Origin of the sequence: Pseudonocardia yunnanensis (genome assembly GCF_039534065.1) — a bacterium.
GTDB classification, from domain to species: Bacteria; Actinomycetota; Actinomycetes; order Mycobacteriales; family Pseudonocardiaceae; genus Pseudonocardia; species Pseudonocardia yunnanensis.
On record NZ_BAAAUS010000023.1, the window covers coordinates 209024 to 229289 of the forward strand.

Sequence of the window (20266 nt, forward strand, 5' to 3'; positions counted from 1 at the left end):
AGCGCCTGCGAGACCTGCATCCCCGCATGGACGGGCTGGGACAGGTCGACGATCCTCATGCGGGTGAGCCTGGTTCCTGTCGGTGGACCTGGACCTGGTCGCCGACGCGCAGGTAGCTGTACCAGGCCGCCGCATCGGTGGCCGAGAGGTGCACGCAACCGGCCGACTGTTTGTGCACGTTGCCCTGATGCATGGCGATCCCGCCGGGGGCGAAGAAGACCGAGTACTCCATCGGCGCGTCGTTGAACTCCTTGCTGCGGTGGTGCCGGTCCTTCCACTGCACATCGAAGGTGCCAGTGGGGGTGTCCTCGCCCGCCGCACCCTGGTTGATCTGTACCGGACCGCGTATGGCGTTTCCGTCTTTCACGAGCCAGGCCTCATTGTGGGCAAGATCGATGCACGCCTTCGCGGTCGCGGTGCACGGGGTGCCCGGCACCAGCCGCGAGGTGTCACCGGCCGGAGTCGTGCCACTAGGAGCTGTCGGGGAGGGAACCGGGGGAGCCGCATTGGCGGCAACCGGTCCGGTCAGCGGCCCGAGGAACGTCCCGAGCATCCCGGCGCCGAGTGCTCCGACGAGTGTCGCCGCCCGCGCTGAGCCTTCCCGTCGGCGCGTTCTGATCTTGCTGTGTCGACCCACCGAGCCACCCATTCTTTTGCTGCGTGATCATTCGATTCGAACTATCCACAGCGAACGTACGCGACTTGCTCCCGGGACTAAAATTCGCCTTATGAAAGTGCCGGCCTGGAAATATTTCCGTGCCGATATCCGGTGATATCGACATATCGAGGAATCGTCGCTTTTGGGTCGTCACGCGCAATCGCCGACCGGGAGGGTCAGCGGGGCAGGTCGTCGATCGCCTTCTGGATGCGCTTGATCGACACGGGGTAGCGGGTGCGCATGGGGTGGGCGTAGAGGCCCACCCGTAGCTCCTCGATCAGCCAGCGGATCTCCCGCAGCTGTGGCGACGGTTCCACGCCCGGCGGGAGCGCCGCCAGCTCGGCCTCGTACTCGTCGGCCACCACCCGCACCTCCGCGGTCCAGGCGGCGTCGCGGGCGGGGTCGGCGCGCAGTTTCTCGATCCGTCGCTCCACCGCCTCCAGGTAACGGGCGACGTCGGCGAGCCGGGACGCACCGGCCGCGGTGGCGAAGCCCGGCCCCATGAGGGCGTTGACCTGCGCGGTGATGTCGGCGACACCGGCAGCGAGCACCGGCGCCCGCAGATCGGTGAGCTGTGCCTGCACCCGGTGCCAGACGGTGAGCACACCCCGCACGGCCTGCAGTACCTGCAGCGTGGTGGAGGCCAGCCGGTCGGCGAAGAGCTTCCGCAGCCGCGCGTAGGAGCGCTCGTCCCACGCGGGTCCGCCTGCCGCGGTGATCAGCGCGTCGGCCGCGGAGGTGACACAGTCGTCGAGCATCGCCGCGACGGAGCCGTGTGGGTTGCGGGAGAGCGCCAGCTTGGCGGCGTTGTCCAGGCCGCGTTGCACCTGCTTCACGGGTGAGGGCGTGTCGAGCAGGAGTAGTCGGCGCACGCCGCGCCACGTCTGCGGGTCGCGCTCGGCCGCCGTCGGAAAGACCCGGACGTCCACAGTGGACCCACGGTCGACCAGGCCGGGGTAGCCGGTGACGACATGGCTGCCCCGCCGCACCGGGAGCTCGCGGGGGAGTGTGCCGATGGACCAGGTCGTGAGCCCGGTGCGTTCCAGTTCGGCGCCCGCCGCGGCCAGCTCCTCGCGCACCTTCGGTGCGAGCCGGCGGCGCAGCGCGTCGAGATCGGTGCCGGTGGCCACCTCGTGGCCGGCCTCGTCCACCACCCGGAAGGTGACGGTGAGGTGCTCGGGTAGCCGGTCCAGCTCCCAGGCGTCGCGAGGGATGTCGACGCCGCGCATCCGGCCGAGCTCGCGCTCCAGGCCGTCGAGCAGTGGTTCGCCCGCCCCGCCGGAGCTTCCGTTGCCGGGAGCCGCGGCCTGCAGACGCGCCAGCACGGCCTTCGCGTGGTCGGGTGCGGGTGAGTAGAGCCGCCGTAGCTGCTTGGGCAGGGTGCGGATCAGCGCCGTGACCAGCTCCTCGCGCAGACCGGGTACCTGCCACGTGAACGGCGTGGGGTCGACCTGGTGCAGCGCGGCCACCGGGACGTCGACGGTGACGCCGTCGGTGTGCGCCCCCGGCTCGAACGCGTACGACAGCGGGAGCGTGAGCCCGCCCGCCTCCAGGTGGTCGGGGTACGCGGCACGGTCCACGCCGGCGGCCTGCGCCGTGCGGAGCATCTCCTCGGTGAAGTCGAGCAGCTCCGGCTGCCGGCGCGACTCCTTCTTCCACCAGGAGTCGAAGTGCCGCCCGGACACCACGTCGGCCGGGATCCGCTCGGTGTAGAAGCCGACCAGCGTCTCCTCGTCGACGACGAGATCGCGCCGCCGCGCCCGGTGCTCCAGCTCCTCGGCGTGTTCGAGCAGCTCGCGGTTGGCGTGGAAGAACCGGTGGCGGGTGTCCCAGTCGCCCTCGACGAGCGCGTGCCGGATGAACAGCTCGCGCGACAGCTCGGGGTCGATGCGGCCGAAGTCGACCCTGCGGTCGACGACGATCGGGACCCCGTAGAGCGTGACCCGCTCGGTGGCCACGGCCGCCGCCCGCTTGCGTGACCAGTGCGGCTCGGAGTACGAGCGCTTCACCACGTGCCCGGCCAGCGGTTCGATCCACTCCGGCTTGATCCGGGCGACGGTGCGCGCGAACAGCCGCGAGGTCTCCACCAGCTCGGCGGCCATCACCCACCGCGGCTGCGCCTTCGAGAGCGGCGATCCCGGGAAGATCATGAACTTGGCGCCGCGGGCGCCCAGGTACTCCCGGCCGCCGCGCTCCTTTCCGCCGCGCTCCTTGCCGGTGGGCTCCTCGCGTAGTCCGACCTGGGAGAGCAGCCCGGAGAGCACCGCGATGTGGATGCGGTCCTGGTCGGGCTCGGTGTCGCTCAGCGTCATGCCGGCGTTGCGCGCGGCCGAGCGGAGCTGGGAATGCAGGTCCTGCCACTCGCGGATGCGGAGGTAATGCAGGAACTCCTCGCGCAGCAGCCGCCGGAAGCGGTTGCCGGAGAGGGCCTCGCGCTGCTCCGCGAGGTAGCGCCACAGGTTGACGAAGGCGAGGAAGTCCGAACCACCGGCATCGAGCGTCGAGCCGTCGGCGGTCCACTCGCCTGCGAAGCGCGCGTGCTTCTGGTCGGCGGCCTGGCGTTGCTCGGTGGGGCGCTCGCGGGGGTCCTGCACGGAGAGCGCCGCGGCGATGACGAGCACCTCGCGCAGGCAGCCGGTGCGGTCGGCCTCCACGAGCATGCGGCCCAGCCGTGGGTCGACGGGCAACGCCGCCAGCGCGCGGCCGACGGGGGTGAGACGCCGGTCGGCCTCGAGAGCGCCGAGCTCCTGCAGCAGGGCGAGACCGTCGCCGACGGCTCGGGCGTCCGGACGCTCGACGAACGGGAACTCGGTGAGCTCGCCCAGCTCGAGGGAGATCATCTGCAGGATGACCGAGGCGAGGTTGGTGCGCAGGATCTCCGGATCGGTGAACTCGGGACGGGCGTCGAAATCGTCCTCGCTGTAGAGCCGGATGCAGATGCCGTCGGCGACACGGCCACAGCGACCGGCGCGCTGGTTGGCGCTCGCCTGCGAGACCTTCTCGATCGGCAGCCGCTGCACCTTCAGCCGCCGCGAGTAGCGCGAGATGCGTGCCGTGCCGGGATCGACGACGTAACGGATGCCCGGCACCGTCAGCGACGTCTCGGCGACGTTGGTGGCGAGCACGACGCGGCGGCCGGGGTGCGGAGCGAACACGCGATGCTGCTCGTCCGTCGAGAGCCGCGCATAGAGCGGGAGGATCTCGGTGTTGCGGAAGTCTCGCTTGCCCAGCGCCTCGGCCGTCTCGCGGATCTCGCGCTCGCCGGGCAGGAAAACGAGCACGTCGCCGTCGCCCTCGCGCTGCAGCTCGGCCACGGCGTCACCGATGGCGTCGAGCTGGTCGCGATCGGGATCGGCGTCAGGATCGTCGGGGTCGACGATCGGCCGGTACCGGAGCTCGACCGGGTAGCTGCGCCCGGAGACCTCGACGATCGGCACCGTGGTGCCCAGTGCCTGGGAGAAGTGCTCGGCGAACCGTTCCGGGTCGATCGTCGCCGAGGTGATGACGACCTTGAGGTCGGGACGGCGCGGCAGCAGCTGGGTCAGGTAGCCCAGGATGAAGTCGATGTTGAGGCTGCGCTCGTGGGCCTCGTCGATGATCAGCGTGTCGTACTGGCGCAGCATCCGGTCACCGGTGAGCTCCGCGAGCAGGATGCCGTCGGTCATCAGCTTGACGAGCGTGTTCTCCCCGACGTGGTCGGTGAAGCGCACCTTCCATCCGACGAGGTCGCCCAGACGGCTGCCGAGCTCCTCCGCGATGCGTGCGCCGACGGTGCGGGCAGCGAGCCTGCGGGGCTGGGTGTGTCCGATCAGCCCCCGGATGCCTCTGCCCAGCTCGAGGCAGATCTTCGGGATCTGCGTGGTCTTCCCGGAGCCGGTCTCGCCGGCGACGATGACGACCTGGTGGTCGCGGATCGCGGCGGCGATGTCGTCGCGCCGCGCGCTGACGGGCAGAGCCTCGGGATAACGGATCGTGGGCACGGCGGCCCGGCGCGCGGCCGTGCGCCGCTCACCGGCGTCGACCGCTGAGGTGATGTCGGCCACCGCCTTCGCGCGCGCCCTCGCATCCCGGGTGCGCCGCGCAGTGGCGATGCGGCGGCCGAGACGGTGCTCGTCCAGAAGGGAGAGCGCGGAGAGACGTTCGACGAGCGCGTCGATATCGGCGTCGGAGACGGGTACGGCGGGCTCGGCCGGAACGGAGGTGGGCGAGCCGGAAGTGTCGATGACGTCGGCCTCGCGCGACCGGGGCCTGCGCCGACGCGGTCGCCGGGCTCGGCGGTCGGCGACGCGAGCGTTCCCGTCCCGCGCCTCGGCGGGATTGCGGGACGGGAGCTCGGAGGCGCCCCGCCCGGTGTTCCCGGCATCGGCGGCACCGTCGCGGGAGGTGACGGCGCCGGCGGACGGGTCGACCGGCTCGGGACGCGAGTCAGTGGCTCGGGCCGCTGGAGAGGACATCGTGAAAGGAGTCTGCCTGGCGTCGGCGCTCAGACCGAGCGCAGGGTGGGGCTGATCTCGTCGGCGACCGGTTGGTCGGCGGCGGGATGCTCGACGAGGGCGAGTACGCGGCTGGCCAGGAAGCGTGCGGTGCGCACAGTGCTGCCGCCGCGGGTGGTCTCGCTGACCTCGACGACTCCGCGGCCGTGCGTGACATTGACGCGCCGCCCCGCGCGGGTGGCCGTGACCTCGTACGTGCGGGTGGTGCCGCTGCCTGCGTCGATCACGATCTCGACCCGGTCACCCTTCATTGCTCTCGCCGTCCTCTGTTGATGGGTCCTCTGCTGGGAGTGCGACAGGGATGTCCGAGCCGGGCGCCGGTCGCCTCTCGGCGCGTGGCGCACCCGTAGGTGGCAGAAGGTGAGACCCGGGGACACGGATCGCCCGGCACGGACATTCTTTTCAACCGCCTCGACCTGCGGATTGTTCCCGGCCGAGGAGATGCGGGGGCGGCGTCGTGGGGGTCGGCGCCGCCCCCGGGCAGCCGCACCCGGCGGCGGGGGGACCGCCGGGCGCAGCAAGTGGGGAGTGGACGGGACAAGAGTCCGAGTCGAGCGCTGGTCGCCTCGCGGCGAGTGGCACGCCGCGGTTCCTGCCGAACGGTATTCCGCGGCGGCTCTTGTCAGGTGAGACCCGGGGACACAGGTCGCTCGACTCGGACAAATCAACCAACGGCCTCGACCGGACGTTTGTTCCCGATCGAGGTCGGCCGTATCAGGGGCGGCACCGTCGAGGGTCGGCGCCGCCCACGCAGCTGCGCCCGGCGGCGGGAATCGCCGGGCGCAGCAGGTCAGGGGGAGAGGAGTCAGGGGTCAAGGGGTGTCCGAACCGAGCGCTGGTCGCCTCGCGGCGAGTGGCACACCGCGGCTCCTGCCGGACGGTATTCCGCGGCGGCTCTTGTTAGGTGAGACCCGGGGACACAGGTCGCTCGGTTCGGACAGTCCGTACAACGGACCACCCCTGCGGATCATTCCCGCGCGCGGGGCCGGTCGGTGAACGACATCGCGGAGATCAGAGCGCAGCCAGAACCTTCTCGGTGAACGGCGGCCATGCCTCGATGGCCCACGGCCCGAAGTCGCGGTCGGTGAGTGCTACGCAGGCGGCGCCGGCCTCCGGATCGACCCAGAGGAAGGTGCCGGTCACCCCGAAGTGCCCGAACGTCCGCGGCGAGCTACTGGCGCCGGTCCAGTGCGGCGACTTCCCGTCGCGGATCTCCCATCCCAGGCCCCAGTCGTTGGGCCGCTGCCTGCCGAAACCGGGCAGGATGCCGTCGATGCCGGGGAACGCGACCTCGGTGGCCTCGGCCAGGGTGTCGGGATGCACGAGCGTCGGATCCTGTAGCTCGGCGACGTACCGCGTGAGGTCGGCACAGGAGCTGACGGCGTCGGCTGCCGGGGAGCCGTCGAGCCTGCTCGCGGTCATTCCGAGCGGCTCGAACACGGCTTCGTGCAGGTACTCGGCGAACGGCATGCCCGTCGCCGCGGCGATCGTCTCGCCCAGCACGTCGAACCCGGCGTTGGAGTAGATGCGGCGGGTGCCCGGGGCCGCCTGCACGACGCGCTCGGCGGGTGCGAGGCCGGAGGCGTGCGCTGCGAGATGACGCAGAGTGGAGCCGTCGGGGCCTGCCGGCATGTCCCATTCGACCGCGCCCTCCTCCACCGCGATGAGCACGGCGTAGGCAGCGAGTGGTTTGGTCACCGAGGCGAGCCGGAACACCCGGTCCTGCTCGCCGGCCGTGGCGAGCACCGTGCCGTCGGCCGCGACAACGGCGGCCGCGGCGTGGTCGACCGGCCAGTCCAATACGTCACCGACCGCGCTACGCAGCTCAGGCATCGCCGTACACCGGAATCGCCGCGCCGCTGATGGGGGCTGCGTCGGGCCCGCACAGGAAAACGATGATCTTCGCGATCGCAGCTGGTGGAACGGCCCGTGCCGCGAGCTCGGCCGACATCCAGGCGCGGTTGGCCGGTGTGTCGATCACCGAGGGAAGCACGGCGTTGACGCGGATCCGGTCGTGGCGCAGCTCGTCTGCCAGTAGTTGGGTGAGCCGCACGACGGCGGCCTTGCTCGTGGCGTGTGCCACCGGCGCGGGACCGTGCACAGCGGTCTTGGAGCCGACGGTCACGATCGCGCCGCCACCGCGCGCGGCGAGCCGCGGCGCGATCGCCTGCGCCGACCACAGCGCCGAGCCGAAGTTGGAGCGCCAGAGCGTGTCGAGCCCCTCCTCGTCCACGTCGGTCAGCTTGCCGGGGACGAACGCGCCGGCGAGCGTCACGAGCGCAGACGGCACCACGGGTAGCGCGTCGGCTGTGGCGAAGGCGGCGTGCACCGCGTCGCGGCTCGCGAGATCGGCGGGCACGGCGTACACCCCGTCGCGCCCGGCGAGCTCGTCCAGACGGGCCCCGGCGCGATCGAGGGCGATCACGGGTCTGCCGCCGGCCAGGAACTCGGCCACGACCGCATGCCCGAGGGCTCCTGCCGCGCCGGTCACCACCACTGCTGCCTCGTCGTCCACACGGGCCATCCTGCCTCCCGGGTGGGAGGCTCACACACGTGGCTGCTACCCGGGTGGGAACGTCGGGCTGGCGCTACCCACCGTGGCGCGGCACGTTCTACCCGCGTGGCCTCGCGCAGCGCCGGGAGCTGGAACATCTGTCGCGGCAGGTGAACAGCATCGAGATCAACGGGTCCTTCTACTCGTTGCAGCGTCCGGAGAGCTACCGCTCCTGGGCCGCCGAGACCCCTGACGACTTCCTGTTCGCGGTCAAGGGCGGTCGTTTCATCACGCACCTCAAGCAGCTGCGGGACGTCGAGACACCGCTGGCGAACTTCCTCGCCTCGGGCGTGCTCGCGCTCGGACCGAAGCTCGGGCCGTTGCTGTGGCAACTCCCACCGCGCCTGCGCTTCGACCCGGACCGGGTCGAGGCGTTCCTCACGATGCTGCCGCGCACCACCGGCGCCGCCGCCGACCTGGCCGCGCACCACGACGAGCGGCTCGACGGGCGGGCGCACACGGAGACCGACGCCGACCGCCCCCTGCGCCACGCCCTCGAGGTGCGCCATCCCAGCTTCTGCACGCCGGCGTTGGTCGAGCTGCTCCGCGCGCAGGACGTCGCGCTGGTGGTGGCGGACACGGCGGGAACGTGGCCGTTCCTCGAGGACGTGACGTCGGACTTCGTGTACGTGCGGCTGCACGGCGACTCCGAGCTCTACACCAGCGGCTACACGCCGGACGCCCTTGACGCGTGGGCAGCGAAGGTCCGGGCGTGGCAGGCCGGTGAGGCGCCCACGGGTGAGCACACAGTGGCCCCGGCGGCTCCCAGGCGTCCGGAAGGGCGGGACGTGTTCGTCTACTTCGACAACGACGTCAAGGTCCACGCGCCCTATGACGCGATCACCCTCGCCGAGCGGCTGTCGTCCGATTGATCAGGTCAATTGCGGCTCTCCGAGCCGGCGTGCAAACCCTGCGTTCGCGGCGCTGACCAGCTCTACCCGGCTCGTGCGGCGGCCGCCTCGCGGGCGGACCGGTGCGCCACCAGCATCCGCCTGCCGAGCACCATCAACGCCGCGGCCACCACCATCGTGACGGCGCCGGTGATCCACGCCGTGGGGAACGAGGCGTGGGTGGCGATGAACCCGAACCCGACCGGCCCGATGAACCCGCCTGCGTACACCCCCGCCTGCACGATGGAGGTCGCCGCCGCGGGCGCCGACGGGTTGAGTCGCACCACCGCGAACTGCAGGAGGCCCGGCCAGGCCCAGCCGAGGCCGAAGCCCAGCACGGTGCCGATCACCAGCGCAGGCGTGCCGGGCACCGCGAGCAGGGCGAGACCGCCCGCGCCCAGCAGCAGGCTCCCGGCCACCACGGCGATGTGGCCACCCGCCCTCCGGTCGGCCAGCCAGCCGTGCGTCAGCCGCAGCGTGAGCCCGACGACGCTGCCCATCGTCAAGGTCAGGCCCGCGATGCCGGGGCTGATGCCGCGCTCCACGGCCGACGCCACGAGGAAGATGCCGAGCGCGTTGGCCGAGGCTGCGGCCAGCGCACCGGCGAACCCGATCACGCTGAGCGCGGCCGTGGCTCGCTCCCCGGGCGCGGGGACGGTGCGCTCCCGTCCCGCCGTGTCCTGCGGCGCGACCAGGAGTGCGGCCAGTGCGAGCGCAGCGCCGATCACATAGGCCCACCGCCAGCCGACCGTCAGGGCCACGGCCGGCACCGCGACTCCGGACAGGAGGGTCGCCAGCGGGATCGCGGACTGCTTGATCCCGAAGGAGAGGCCGAGACGGGTGGCGGGGACGTACCGGGCGAGCGTCAGGTTGGACGAGAGCTGGCCGAGCACGTTGCACCATGCGCTGCAGAGCAGCACGGCGATCAGGCTCGCGTAGGAGTAGGAGAACGCGGCGACCGCGGTCATCGTGACGGCGACGCCCAGTACTGCCGCCCGGCTGGTCGGCCCGGAGCCGAAGCGCTCGACGAGCCAGCCGCAGGGGAGGGAGGCCAGCGCGCTGATCCCGAAATAGAGCGCCACGACGAGCCCGAGACCGGCGGGATCGAACCCGAGCTCCGCGGAGATCTGCACGGCCAGTGCTCCGGTGAGGAACACCGGTAGCACGGCGACGGTGGTGGTCGTGACTGCTCCGATGGCCGCACGCGTCGCCTTCGTCACGGTGAGCAATGCTAACGGTCAGATGTCCTCGTTCGGGGTGATTCGCGTTGCAGCCGAATCTGACATGTCAGTATTGACATGTCAGATCGGGCTGGTGCAGGCTTCTCCACGTGCCGAACATCGCGTCGAATGCATCCGCCCCGACCGAGCCCCTGCCCGAGGCCGGGCGCACCGGTCACTCCCGCCGTGGCGCCTTCCTCTCGATGGCCCGCGGCCTGGCCTGGGACGTCGGGCTGCCTGTTGCCGCCTACTACGCGCTGCATCTCGCCGGCGCGACCGACTGGGTCGCCCTGCTCGCCGCCACCGGGGTGGCGGCGGCGCGAACGCTCTGGGGGGTGGTCCGGCACAGAACGCTGAACCAGTTCGCCACGGTGATGCTGCTGGTCTACGGCATCGGGCTGCTGCTGGCATTCGTCAGTGGGGACCCCAGGATGCTGTTGCTCAAGAGCTCCCTGGTCACCGCGGCCGTGGGCGCGGTCTTCCTCGGCACCGCCGTTCGTGGCAGGCGCCCGCTGACGCTCTCGGCGGCGCAGAGTTTCATGCCGGCCAGGTCCGAGGCACTGACCGAGATGTACGACGGTGATCTGGACGTGCGCCGCGCCTTCCGCCTCACGTCGGCCGTGTGGGGCGTCGGCCTGGTGGCCGAAGCGGTGCTGCGGCTACCGCTCGTCTTCCTGCTGCCGGTCGAGATCGGCGTCGGGGCGTCGGAGGGGCTGTTCATCGCCGCCTTCGTCGGCCTGATGGTCTGGAACGGCTGGTACATCGGCCGGGTCCTCCCCGGCCGCGCCTGAAACAGGGCCGAGGTCAGCCGCGGATGCGGCTGGCCTCCGCGGCCCACTCCTTCTCGCGCAGCTCGAACTTCTGCACCTTGCCGGTGGAGGTCTTGGGCAGCTCGGCCACCAGCTCCACGGCCTTGGGCGCCTTGTACCGGGCGATGAGTCCCTTCACGTGCTCGATCAGCTCGTCCTCCGTGGCCTCCTGTCCCTCGGCGAGCACCACGAACGCCTTGGGCCGCTCGCCCCACTCCTCGTCGGGCACCCCGATCACCGCGGCCTCGACCACCGCGGGGTGGGAGACGATGGCCTGCTCCACCTCGATCGTCGAGATGTTCTCCCCGCCGGAGACCACCACGTCCTTCGCGCGGTCCCGCAACTCCACATAGCCGTCGGGGTGCAGCACACCGAGGTCGCCCGAGTGGAACCATCCGCCTGCGAACGCCTTGTCGGTGGCCGCAGGATCGTCGAAGTACCCGAGCATCACGTTGTTGCCGCGCATGATGACCTCGCCCATCGTCGTGCCGTCGGCGGGGACGTCGTTCATCCCGGGGTCGACCACGCGCAGGGCATCGGCGCACACCATGCCGACGCCCTGCCGGGCCTGCTGCCGGGCCCGTTCCTCGGGTTCGAGGTCGTCCCACGCACGCTGGTACTGGTTCACCGAGTACGGGCCGTAGGTCTCGGTCAGCCCGTAGACGTGCACGACCCGGAAGCCGAGCTTCTCCATCTGCATGATCGTGGTGGGGCTCGGCGGGGCGCCCGCCGTGGTGACCGTGAGGACGTAGTCGAGCCGGCGGGCCTCGGGGGCCCGCATGATCGTGGTGACCACCGTGGGTGCCCCGTTGAGGTGCGTGACGCGGTGCTCGTCGATGAGCCGCCAGATCACGTCGCCGCGCACCTCGCGCAGGCACACGTGCGTGCCTCCGATGTTCGTGACGGCCCAGGGCGTGCACCAGCCGTTGCAGTGGAACATCGGCAGCGTCCAGAGGTACACGCTGTCGAACGTGTGGCCGGAGTGCACGACCTCGCCGAACGAGTTCAGGTATGCGCCGCGGTGGGAGTACTGCACGCCCTTGGGCTTGCCTGTCGTGCCCGACGTGTAGTTGATCGAGATGCAGCCGGTCTCGTCCTCGACGGTCCACGGCAGTGGCTCGTCCCCACCGCGGGCCAGCAGGTCGTCGTATCTGACGCCACTGCCGGTGCCATCGCCAGGGTTCGCGGGGTCGACCACCGTGATGATCTCGTCGACGGTCTTCAGCCCGGCCGCGACCGGAGCCACCACCGGGTGCAGGGCCGCGTCGACCACCAGCATCTTCGCGCCGGAGTGATCGAGGATGTAGCGCACTTCCTGCGTGGACAGCCGGGTGTTGATCGCGACGAGGATGGCGCCGGCGAGAGGCACCGCGAAGTGCGCCACGAGCATCTCGGGGATGTTCGGCAGCATGTAGGCGACACGGTCGCCGGGCTGGATTCCGGATCCACGCAGGGCGTGCGCCACCCGCGTGGCCTCGGCGGCGAACTCGCGATAGCTCACCCGGCGATCGCCGTAGACGATCGCGGTCTTGTCCGGGAACACCTCTGCGGATCGGCGCAGGAAGGCCAGAGGGGTCAGCGGGGTGTCCCAGACAGCAGTCATCGAAGGCTCCTCGGGGCGGCGACAGCCGACATCATGCGTGAAATCCGCCGTCGACACGCCGATCGGACATCACTGACGACCGTGATCGCAAGTGCGCACACCACACGTGCCGCGGTGGCCACGCCAGGCCCGGAGGCCCGGCGGGCGTCACCGCGTCGTTTCGCCGTGAGCCGGTTCGCCTAGTCGACGAGCTTGATCGCTGCCCGCGGGCAGGCGGCGACAGCCTCTTCGAGCTTCGGGCGCATCGACTCGGGCGGGTTCTCGTCGAGGATGTAGAGGAAGTCGTCCTCCCGTACCTCGAACACCTCCGGGGCGATGCCCATGCAGACGGCGTTGGACTCACACAGATCGAAGTCGACCACGACCTTCATGGACACATCGTGCACCGAACACGCGCGTACCGATACTCAGGTGACCCTCACTTAGCCGGCTATTCCGGCATGCGGCGGTGCGGCTCGGACCCGGTGGACAGCAGGTCCGATGCCGGATCACCGCCGAGAGGGGGCGATCTGCGGAGTCGTCTCAGGGGCCGTGGCCTCCGGGTCCGACACGGGCGATTCGGACTGCCGGTTCGGTAGCGACTCGCACGCCACGCCGTCGGCGCCGTCGTCGAGGCGGTGCGGTTCGGCAGGGCCGGAGACGAGGGCGGCCTGTGCGTCCTCCTGGTAGCTGAAGTCGGCGCAGTCGAGGTCGTCGTAGGCCAGCGCGGAGCCGGCCATACCGGCGACGAGGCTGCCGCTGATCGCGGCGGCGGAAACTGCGGCGCAGGTACGTCGGGAGAGAGTCATGAGAGTGGGGGTCCTCTCGGTGGATCCGGAGGCCGTCGTGGGGGGCGTCGGCCTTTCCGGGTCATCTCCTCTCGCGCACTGCCCGTTACGGGCCCGCCGGCTGGTTGCTCCATTCGGCGGCCACGCGGCGCCACGTATGGAGCAGCGGGGCCCAAACCTGCAGGTTCGGGCCGCGCTCGACGGGTACGGGACTGCGGCTACCCGCGGCGGAGCACCGGACGCAGCGCGTCGAGCACCGCGGCATCGTCGATGGTGGAGGGCACCGGCTCGTCGTTGCCGTCGGCGATACCCCGCATCGTTTTGCGGAGGATCTTGCCCGAGCGGGTCTTGGGCAGGGCCGCGACCACGGCGACGTCCTTGAGGCTCGCGACGGCGCCGACCTGGTCACGCACGAGCTGCACGAGCTCGGCCCGCAGCTCGTCCTCGTCACGGTCGACGCCGGCCTTGAGCACCACGAACCCGCGCGGGACCTGGCCCTTCATCGAGTCGGCCACACCGATCACGGCGCACTCCGCCACATCCGGGTGAGATGCGAGAACCTCCTCCATCCCGCCGGTGGACAGCCGGTGCCCGGCCACGTTGATCACGTCGTCGGTGCGGCCCATGACGAAGACGTAGCCGTCCTCGTCGATGCGCCCGCCGTCACCCGTGAGGTAGTAGCCGTCGAACGCGGACATGTAGGAGGAGACGAAGCGCTCGTCGTCGTTCCAGAGGGTCGGCAGCGAACCGGGGGGCATCGGCAGCTTGACCACGATCGGGCCGTCGGTGCCCAGCTCGACCGGCTTCCCGGCCTCGTCGAGCACCTGGACGTCCCACCCTGGCAGCGGCTTCGTCGGCGATCCGGGCTTGATCTCCAGCAGTTCGATGCCGGCCGGGTTGGCGACGATGGGCCAGCCGGTCTCGGTCTGCCACCAGTGGTCGATCACCGGCACCTTGAGCAGGTCGGACGCCCAGCGCTGGGTCTCGGGGTCGAGCCGCTCACCTGCGAGGAAGAGGTAGCGCAGCGTCGATAGGTCGTACTGGGCGAGGTGTTCGCCCTTCGGGTCTTCCTTCTTGATCGCGCGGAAGGCAGTCGGCGCCGTGAACAGGCTCTTGACGCCGTGGTCCGCGACGACCCGCCAGAACTGCCCGGCGTCCGGTGTCCCCACCGGTTTGCCCTCGTAGAGCACCGTGGTGGCCCCGGCCAGGAGCGGCGCGTAGACGATGTAGGAGTGCCCCACGACCCAGCCGACGTCGGAGGCCGTGAAGATCGTCTCCCCGGTGTCGACGTCGTAGACGTTCGGCATCGTCCAGCGCAGTGCCACCGCGTGGCCTCCGCTGTCGCGCACCACGCCCTTGGGCTTTCCGGTCGTTCCTGAGGTGTAGAGGATGTAGAGCGGGTCGGTCGCCGCCACCGGCACGCAGTCGGCGGGGGAGGCCGATTCCATCGCCTCGGCCCAGTCCACGTCGTTCTCGCCCATCGCTGCCTCGGCCTGCGGGCGTTGCAGGATCACGCAGCGGGACGGCTTGTGGTCGGCCAACTCGATCGCCCTGTCCAGCAGGGGCTTGTACTCGATCACGCGCTTGCCCTCGATGCCGCAGGACGCCGAGACGATCACCGACGGGGTGGCGTCGTCGATGCGCACCGCGAGCTCCCGCGGCGCGAACCCGCCGAACACCACGGAGTGCACCGCGCCGATCCGGGCGCACGCCAGCATGGCCACGGCGGCCTCGGGCACCATCGGCATGTAGATCACCACGCGGTCCCCGCGCCCGACACCGAGGCCCGCGAGCACCCCGGCGAAGCGTGCGACCTCGTCGCGAAGCTGCTCGTAGGTGTAGGTGCGCGTCGTGCCTGTGACGGGGGAGTCGTAGATCAGCGCAGGCTGCGCGCCGCGCCCGGCCTCCACGTGCCGGTCGAGCGCGTTGTGGCACACATTGAGCTCCCCGTCGGGGAACCATCGGTAGAACGGCGGCCGCGAGTCGTCGAGCGCTCGCGTCGGCGGTTTGTGCCAGTCGATCGCCTGCGCCGCCCGGAGCCAGAACGCCTCCGGGTCGTCGGTGCTGGCGCGGAAGATGTCTTCGTACTCGCCCACGACTGGCCTCCTTGCGCTGCGGCCCCGAGTCGGTCACGGGCCCGAATCCCGGCGGCCCGGGCCCGGGGGCCGGTCGTGACAGTAAGCGCTGACGGGTGACGTCCGCAGGCCCACTCCGCCACGTGCTCGATCTCCACCTGTTCGGGTGGAGAGGCACGCGTCTTTCCCCGGTCGTGTCTGCCGGCTGCGGACGGATCCGGGCAGCAATCGACGCTACGTGCAGTCACCACCCGATCGGCCGACTCCCGGAAGGGGCACGCGCTCGTTCCACTCCGTGTGACGGGTCGCTTACTACCCGTTCGTGCGGCGCGTCCTGTAGCGAAACGGCGGGGGCGGGAGATGAAGATTCTGCGAGGGGTTCGGCGGACGTCGGGGCGTCATGCCGCACCGTCGGTTCCGTTTCGTGCTGCAGGTGGACGGGGGAGCAGGCCGATGAGGTTCGGACGCCGCTTGCTCGCCCTTCGCGGGCCGGGTCCGCGCTGGAATCGTCACGCTCCGTCCGGCCTCGCGATCGCCGTGGCCGTTGTCCTGGCCGTCGGGCTCACCGTGGGCACCACAGGGGCGGGAGGAGCCGCCGCGGACGTCCGGCCACTCCGGCCGCAGGACGCCTGCTCGTCGCCGGCCTGGGTCACCGCCTGGCAGACGGCAGCGCAGCCCGCGCCCGGCAACCCCGGCCTCGCCGGCACCACCCTGCGCATGATCGTGCGCCCGCAGATCACCGGGTCCGAGGCCCGCATCCGGCTCTCCAACGCCTACGGCGCCGTGCCGCTGACCGTCGGCGCGGTGTCGGCGGCCCGCTCCGACGGACGGGCGGGGCTGCTGCCGGGCAGCGTCGAGCCCGTGGAGTTCGGCGGGAAGACGTCGGTCGTGATCCCGCCCGGTGCCGAGGTGGAGAGCGACCAGGTGCCGCTCGAGGTCGAGGCCGGCGAACCCCTGGCCGTCAGCATGTTCCTGCCCGCCGCCCCGCCCGTCATGACACAGCACTCGGTGGCGCTGCAGACGTCCTACATCTCCCGCAAGGGCGACTGGACGTTCGGCGACGCATCCGCGTTTCCCACGCGCATCCTCTCGTGGCTGGTGCTCACCGGCGTGGACGTGCTGGCACCCCGCCCGGTCAACGCGGTGGTCACGATGGGCGACTCGATCACCGACGGCGTGGGCAGCGCCCCCGACCTCGACGAGCGCTGGCCCGACGCCCTGTCGGCCGGCCTCGCCACCGCGGGCGGCACCAACGTCATGTCCGTGCTCAACGCCGGAATCGCACGCAACCGGCTCCTCAACGACGACACCGTCGGCGGCGGGGACTCTCCGCTCACCCGGTTCGAACGGGACGTCGAGGGCGCTACCGGCGCCACCGACGTCGTCCTGCACATCGGCACCAACGACGTGGCGGCCCGCCGCCCCGCCGCCGAGATCATCGAGGGCCTGCAGAAGTTCGCCGAGCGCGCGAGGGACGCAGGCAAGCGGGTGTACCTCACGACGATCACCCCGTCCGGCGCCGGTGCCCACGGCACCGCTTCCGCCGTCGCGAACCGCGCTGCCGTCAACGCATGGGTGCGGGTGCACGGGCGGGAGTACGCCGACGGCGTGTTCGACTTCGCTGCCACGGTGGCCGATCCGGCGCGCCCCACCCGCCTCGCCCCCGAGTTCGACGCCGGGGACGGTCTGCATCTCTCGCCTGCGGGCTACCGCGCGCTGGCGGGATCGGTGGACCGGGACCTGCTCACCGGCAGCCCCTGCCTCACCCCGAAGCGCTCTTAGCGCAGCCCGAACCAGCCCCGCCCGCGCCGCGGGCGCTCCTCGCCGCCGTCCTCGTCCGCGTCGGTCACGACAGGGAGCGGCCCTGTGGCCGTGTCCTCCCGGTTGAGCCGCTCGATCACCCAGTCCACGGCCAAGGCGCCGGGCGAGACGCCACGGTCCGCGGCGATGCGTCTCAACTGCTCGATCCGCAACGCGGGCAGCCGGAGCTGGAAGACCTGAGCGGACCCGAAGCGGCCGGTCAGCTCGGTGGGACCCTGGCCGTCGCCCGAGAGCGCGGCGAGGTACGAGCTGAGCTCGCCGTCCTCGACGACGGGATCATCCGGCTGTTTCGCGGCCGGGTTTCTCCCGGTGGGAGCCGGGGCGCGATGGCGCGAGCGGGAGCGATCGCGGGGCGGAGGCATGCGCGGAGCCTACGACCGGGCGCCGCTCGGATATCGCCGAGCACGCGCTACGGCGAGCGGAACAGCTCCGTTCATGGCCGGCCCGGCTCAGTCGACGAGGTCGTAGCCGGCCTCGGTGACGGCCACCGCGATCTCGTGGCGGGCGACCTCGCGGTCCGCCAGCACCGTGACGGCCCCGCTCTCCAGGCTGACCTCCACGGCGTCGACACCGTGGATCTCGCTGATCTCCTCCGTGACGGACATCACGCAGTGCTGGCAAGTCATCCCGGCGACGGTGACCTGGGTGCGGAACGGTGCCTCGACGGACATGCAGGGCCTCCTCGGATGTGGGTCGAATGGTTGCAGAACCGGCATCCGGTCCCCGTCCGGCCCACGCCGCTCACGATTCCGGTGGTGACAATACGGCCAGGGGTAAGGAAGCGTCGCGACTCTCGCCACTCTCCCGTGTTCGCTCCGTCACTGCCGAGTCCGATCTTCCTCCGCTAAGAGGGGGTGCGTGGCGGAAGGGCGGTAGGTAACGTGCCGGTCACGGCCACGGGGGTGGCTACGGGGCGTTCCGGCTCGGGGTGGGGTACCCGCGCCGGGAAAGGCGACCGAGGTCTGCGGACGGCGCTGTCCGCGGTTGCGCGCCCCCGATCGGTCGAGGCCTGGTGGCGACCGCACGGGGAGGCGTCGATGAGTGGTATCGGAAGTGCACGGCGGGAGATCGGTGAGGAACGGATGGCGCCAGGGGGCGCCATCCCGAGTCAGCGCACGGCTGCGGACGCCTATCGCGTCTCCGACGACCAGCTCCACCGCGCGAGGCTGGTCGTCGCGCGCAACTCCGCCGACTCCGACGACCTCCGGCAGTTGCTCGACATGCTCGGGTTGATCTCGGCCAACCCCGACCAGCCACCGCCCGTCACCCGCTGATGGCCCGCCGGCTCGGCCGTGACCTGCGGTCGAGCCGGTCCGGCTCGGTAGGTACCCCCGGGTGTCGGGCCCCTCAGGCCCTGTCATATGCTTATGCGGCTCCCAACGGACAGCCGTTGCGGGCGGGGACTGCCCTGGTGGTCCAAGCCCCCATCGTCTAGCGGCCTAGGACTCCGCCCTTTCAAGGCGGCAGCGCGGGTTCGAATCCCGTTGGGGGTACGTTTCACCGGCACGACCGTACGATGCAGTACAGCAAGGCCCAGTGGCGCAGTTGGTTAGCGCGTCGCCCTGTCACGGCGAAGGTCGCGGGTTCGAGTCCCGTCTGGGTCGCTCCACCTTCCGGCACACCGCCGGTTCGGCCAGGTAGCTCAGTTGGTACGAGCGACCGCCTGAAAAGCGGTAGGTCGGCGGTTCGACCCCGCCCCTGGCCACAACTTCTGCAGCGCTCGGCATCACGAGCTTTCCTGCTCCGTGGCGGTACGCCAGGTATCCTGGCCTGGCCATGTCGCGTTCGGCCTGCGGGAAAGGCTGGAAGCGCGGCCCCCTGGATGTATGTGCGGCGTGTGCCGCTGCCCGCCTCGCTGCGGCAGCTCACCGCTCGGCGGGTGGATCAGTCCGCCCGAGCCGCTGACGTAGGGTTGTCATCCGGCTACCATCCGTCGGGGGATGGGGGGCATGCGAACGTGACGACAGCCCGCTCGAAAGGGTTCTCGGGAATGCGACTGCCACGGCGCGGCCCTGCGGGCCTCACCCGTTGGGGCGTGTGGTCGCTACCCGCACCGGTACTCACCGTGATCCTGCTCGTCGAGCTGGTGGCTGTCGGCACACTCGCCGTGAGCCTGCGCCACGGCATCGGCCATCTACCGCACTCGTGGGCGCCCATCCTGGCCGTGCTGATCGCGGCCGGCATCGTCAGCACCGAGGCCTCGCTGGGCGTCGAGCGTGTCAGACGCCAGTCCGACGAGGGGCCGCACATCGACCTGAGCTCGGTCTGGACGTTCGCGGCTGCCGCGCTGCTTCCGGCGCCGATGGCCGTGGCCGTGGCGCTCGTGCTCTGCCTGCACATCTACGCGCGCGTGTGGCGCCGCTCGGGTGTGCCACCTCACCGGGCCCTGTTCAGCACGGCCACCGTCGTGCTCGCCGTGCAGGCCGCCGCGGCCGTGATGGCTCTGAGCGAGCCCGCTGTTCTCTTCCGCACTCTCTGGGGCCTGCTGACGGTGCTGCTCGCCCTGGTGGTGTACGCAGCGGTCAACATGACCCTGGTGGTCGCGGTGATCGTGTTGTGCGGCCCGAACCGCCGCTTCTCCACGTTCGTGCAGACGCTCTGTCACGGTGACGACGCCGTTCTGGAGTTCGCCACGCTCTCCATGGGGGCGCTCGCCGCGTGCGCGATGGCGTCCTTCGGACCTGGGTACGCGGTACTGGTGCTTCCCCCGCTGATCGTGCTCCACCGCACCGTCCTCGTGCGCCAGCTCGAGGAGGCCGCCAGCACCGACGGCAAGACGGGGCTGCTCAACGCCGCCGCGTGGCACGACCAGGCCAGCCGGGCGCTGCGCCGCATCGAGCGCTCGGGCGGGCACGCCACCGTGCTCGTGCTGGACCTCGACCACTTCAAGCACGTCAACGACCGGTACGGACACCTCGTGGGCGACCAGGTGCTGGCCACCGTCGCGGCGGCGGTGCGCAGCGAGGTGCGCGACGACGACATCGTCGGGCGTTTCGGGGGCGAGGAGTTCGTCGTCCTCCTGCCCGGTCTCGACGGTGAGGACGGTCACCCCGGGGCGGAGGCGGTGGCGGAGCGCATCCGCCGGAGGATCAGGGCGCTGCGGGTCGACGTCGCCGACCCGGTGGGGCAGGCGGTGATCGACCACCTCAGCGTCTCCATCGGGGGCGCGATGATGCCGGTCGACGGCAATGAGCTGGGACGGCTGCTCGAGGTGGCCGATGCCGCGATGTACTGCGCGAAGCACGCCGGTCGCAACACCGTGCGGATGGGGCTCTCCGCCGTGCCGAGCGCACCGGGAGGGGCTCGCGCCGCGAGGCCCTCGCCGTATCGCCGCGCCTGACAACCGGGGTTTGCGGCGGCGCGGCCCGGTGTCCAT

At 71.1% G+C, this 20266-nt stretch carries 17 protein-coding genes and 3 tRNA genes; 8 read left to right on the forward strand and 12 right to left on the reverse strand.

What is annotated here, in order from left to right:
• Positions 1–55: 55 nt before the first annotated feature.
• The 5 genes from ABD743_RS44535 to ABD743_RS20800 form a co-directional block, all read right to left on the reverse strand.
• Positions 56–367: a L,D-transpeptidase gene (locus tag ABD743_RS44535; protein WP_379659325.1), complete on the reverse strand. Its 312-nt coding sequence runs from the start codon at positions 365–367 to the stop codon at positions 56–58.
• A gap of 467 nt (positions 368–834) precedes the next feature.
• Positions 835–5112, reverse strand: a complete 4278-nt coding sequence (hrpA, locus tag ABD743_RS20785) for an ATP-dependent RNA helicase HrpA (RefSeq protein WP_344723795.1) — start codon at positions 5110–5112, stop codon at positions 835–837.
• Between the two features lie 29 nt (positions 5113–5141).
• Positions 5142–5402 (reverse strand): hypothetical protein, encoded by a 261-nt coding sequence (locus tag ABD743_RS20790; protein ID WP_241038437.1) that lies wholly within the window; start codon positions 5400–5402, stop codon positions 5142–5144.
• A 760-nt stretch (positions 5403–6162) separates the two neighbouring features.
• Positions 6163–6984 (reverse strand): serine hydrolase domain-containing protein, encoded by an 822-nt coding sequence (locus ABD743_RS20795; protein WP_344723796.1) that lies wholly within the window; start codon positions 6982–6984, stop codon positions 6163–6165.
• Positions 6977–7675 carry an SDR family NAD(P)-dependent oxidoreductase gene (locus ABD743_RS20800; RefSeq protein WP_344723797.1) on the reverse strand — a complete coding sequence of 233 codons (699 nt, stop codon included), beginning with the start codon at positions 7673–7675 and terminating at the stop codon, positions 6977–6979. Before ABD743_RS20800 ends, ABD743_RS20795 begins: the two co-directional genes overlap by 8 nt.
• A 29-nt stretch (positions 7676–7704) precedes the next feature.
• Here ABD743_RS20800 and ABD743_RS20805 point away from each other — a divergent pair, with 29 nt between their 5' ends.
• Positions 7705–8577, forward strand: coding sequence for a DUF72 domain-containing protein (locus ABD743_RS20805; RefSeq protein ID WP_344723798.1), 873 nt, complete (start codon positions 7705–7707; stop codon positions 8575–8577).
• A gap of 62 nt (positions 8578–8639) precedes the next feature.
• Here ABD743_RS20805 and ABD743_RS20810 read toward each other — a convergent pair whose 3' ends face one another.
• On the reverse strand, positions 8640–9815 hold the full coding sequence (locus ABD743_RS20810; protein ID WP_344723799.1) for an MFS transporter: 1176 nt from the start codon (positions 9813–9815) through the stop codon (positions 8640–8642).
• Positions 9816–9925: 110 nt separating this feature from the next.
• Between ABD743_RS20810 and ABD743_RS20815 the strand changes: the two genes are divergently transcribed.
• Positions 9926–10606 (forward strand): VC0807 family protein, encoded by a 681-nt coding sequence (locus tag ABD743_RS20815; protein ID WP_344723800.1) that lies wholly within the window; start codon positions 9926–9928, stop codon positions 10604–10606.
• Positions 10607–10619: 13 nt separating this feature from the next.
• On the opposite strand, the gene ABD743_RS20820 is transcribed toward ABD743_RS20815, so the two are convergent.
• The 4 genes from ABD743_RS20820 to ABD743_RS20835 all read right to left on the reverse strand — a co-directional run bounded on the left by ABD743_RS20820 (position 10620) and on the right by ABD743_RS20835 (position 15090).
• On the reverse strand, positions 10620–12227 hold the full coding sequence (locus tag ABD743_RS20820; RefSeq protein ID WP_344723801.1) for an acyl--CoA ligase family protein: 1608 nt from the start codon (positions 12225–12227) through the stop codon (positions 10620–10622).
• 179 nt (positions 12228–12406) lie between these two features.
• A complete protein-coding gene (locus ABD743_RS20825) occupies positions 12407–12598 on the reverse strand; it encodes a ferredoxin (RefSeq protein WP_241038448.1) in 192 nt (63 codons plus the stop codon).
• 117 nt (positions 12599–12715) lie between these two features.
• On the reverse strand, positions 12716–13015 hold the full coding sequence (locus ABD743_RS20830) for a hypothetical protein (RefSeq protein WP_344723802.1): 300 nt from the start codon (positions 13013–13015) through the stop codon (positions 12716–12718).
• 197 nt (positions 13016–13212) lie between these two features.
• On the reverse strand, positions 13213–15090 hold the full coding sequence (locus tag ABD743_RS20835) for a propionyl-CoA synthetase (protein WP_344723803.1): 1878 nt from the start codon (positions 15088–15090) through the stop codon (positions 13213–13215).
• A 432-nt stretch (positions 15091–15522) separates the two neighbouring features.
• On the opposite strand from ABD743_RS20835, the gene ABD743_RS20840 reads away from it, so the two are divergent.
• Positions 15523–16851: a GDSL-type esterase/lipase family protein gene (locus ABD743_RS20840; RefSeq protein ID WP_344723804.1), complete on the forward strand. Its 1329-nt coding sequence runs from the start codon at positions 15523–15525 to the stop codon at positions 16849–16851.
• Here the strand turns inward: ABD743_RS20840 and ABD743_RS20845 are convergent.
• Both ABD743_RS20845 and ABD743_RS20850 read right to left on the reverse strand, forming a co-directional pair.
• Entirely contained in the window at positions 16848–17252 is a 405-nt protein-coding gene (locus tag ABD743_RS20845; protein ID WP_344723805.1) for a hypothetical protein, read from the reverse strand. The genes ABD743_RS20840 and ABD743_RS20845 overlap by 4 nt on opposite strands.
• Before the next feature lie 87 nt (positions 17253–17339).
• Positions 17340–17561, reverse strand: a complete 222-nt coding sequence (locus tag ABD743_RS20850; RefSeq protein ID WP_344723806.1) for a heavy-metal-associated domain-containing protein — start codon at positions 17559–17561, stop codon at positions 17340–17342.
• A 366-nt stretch (positions 17562–17927) separates the two neighbouring features.
• Between ABD743_RS20850 and ABD743_RS20855 the strand changes: the two genes are divergently transcribed.
• From ABD743_RS20855 to ABD743_RS20875, 5 genes are all read left to right on the forward strand, one after another.
• Complete coding sequence (locus tag ABD743_RS20855) at positions 17928–18164, forward strand: hypothetical protein (protein ID WP_241038455.1); 237 nt, start codon at positions 17928–17930, stop codon at positions 18162–18164.
• A 146-nt stretch (positions 18165–18310) separates the two neighbouring features.
• Positions 18311–18383, forward strand: a tRNA-Glu gene (locus tag ABD743_RS20860).
• Between the two features lie 37 nt (positions 18384–18420).
• A tRNA-Asp gene (locus ABD743_RS20865) sits at positions 18421–18494 on the forward strand.
• 27 nt (positions 18495–18521) lie between these two features.
• Positions 18522–18595, forward strand: a tRNA-Phe gene (locus ABD743_RS20870).
• A gap of 285 nt (positions 18596–18880) precedes the next feature.
• Complete coding sequence (locus tag ABD743_RS20875; protein ID WP_344723807.1) at positions 18881–20230, forward strand: sensor domain-containing diguanylate cyclase; 1350 nt, start codon at positions 18881–18883, stop codon at positions 20228–20230.
• The last annotated feature ends 36 nt before the right edge of the window (positions 20231–20266 follow it).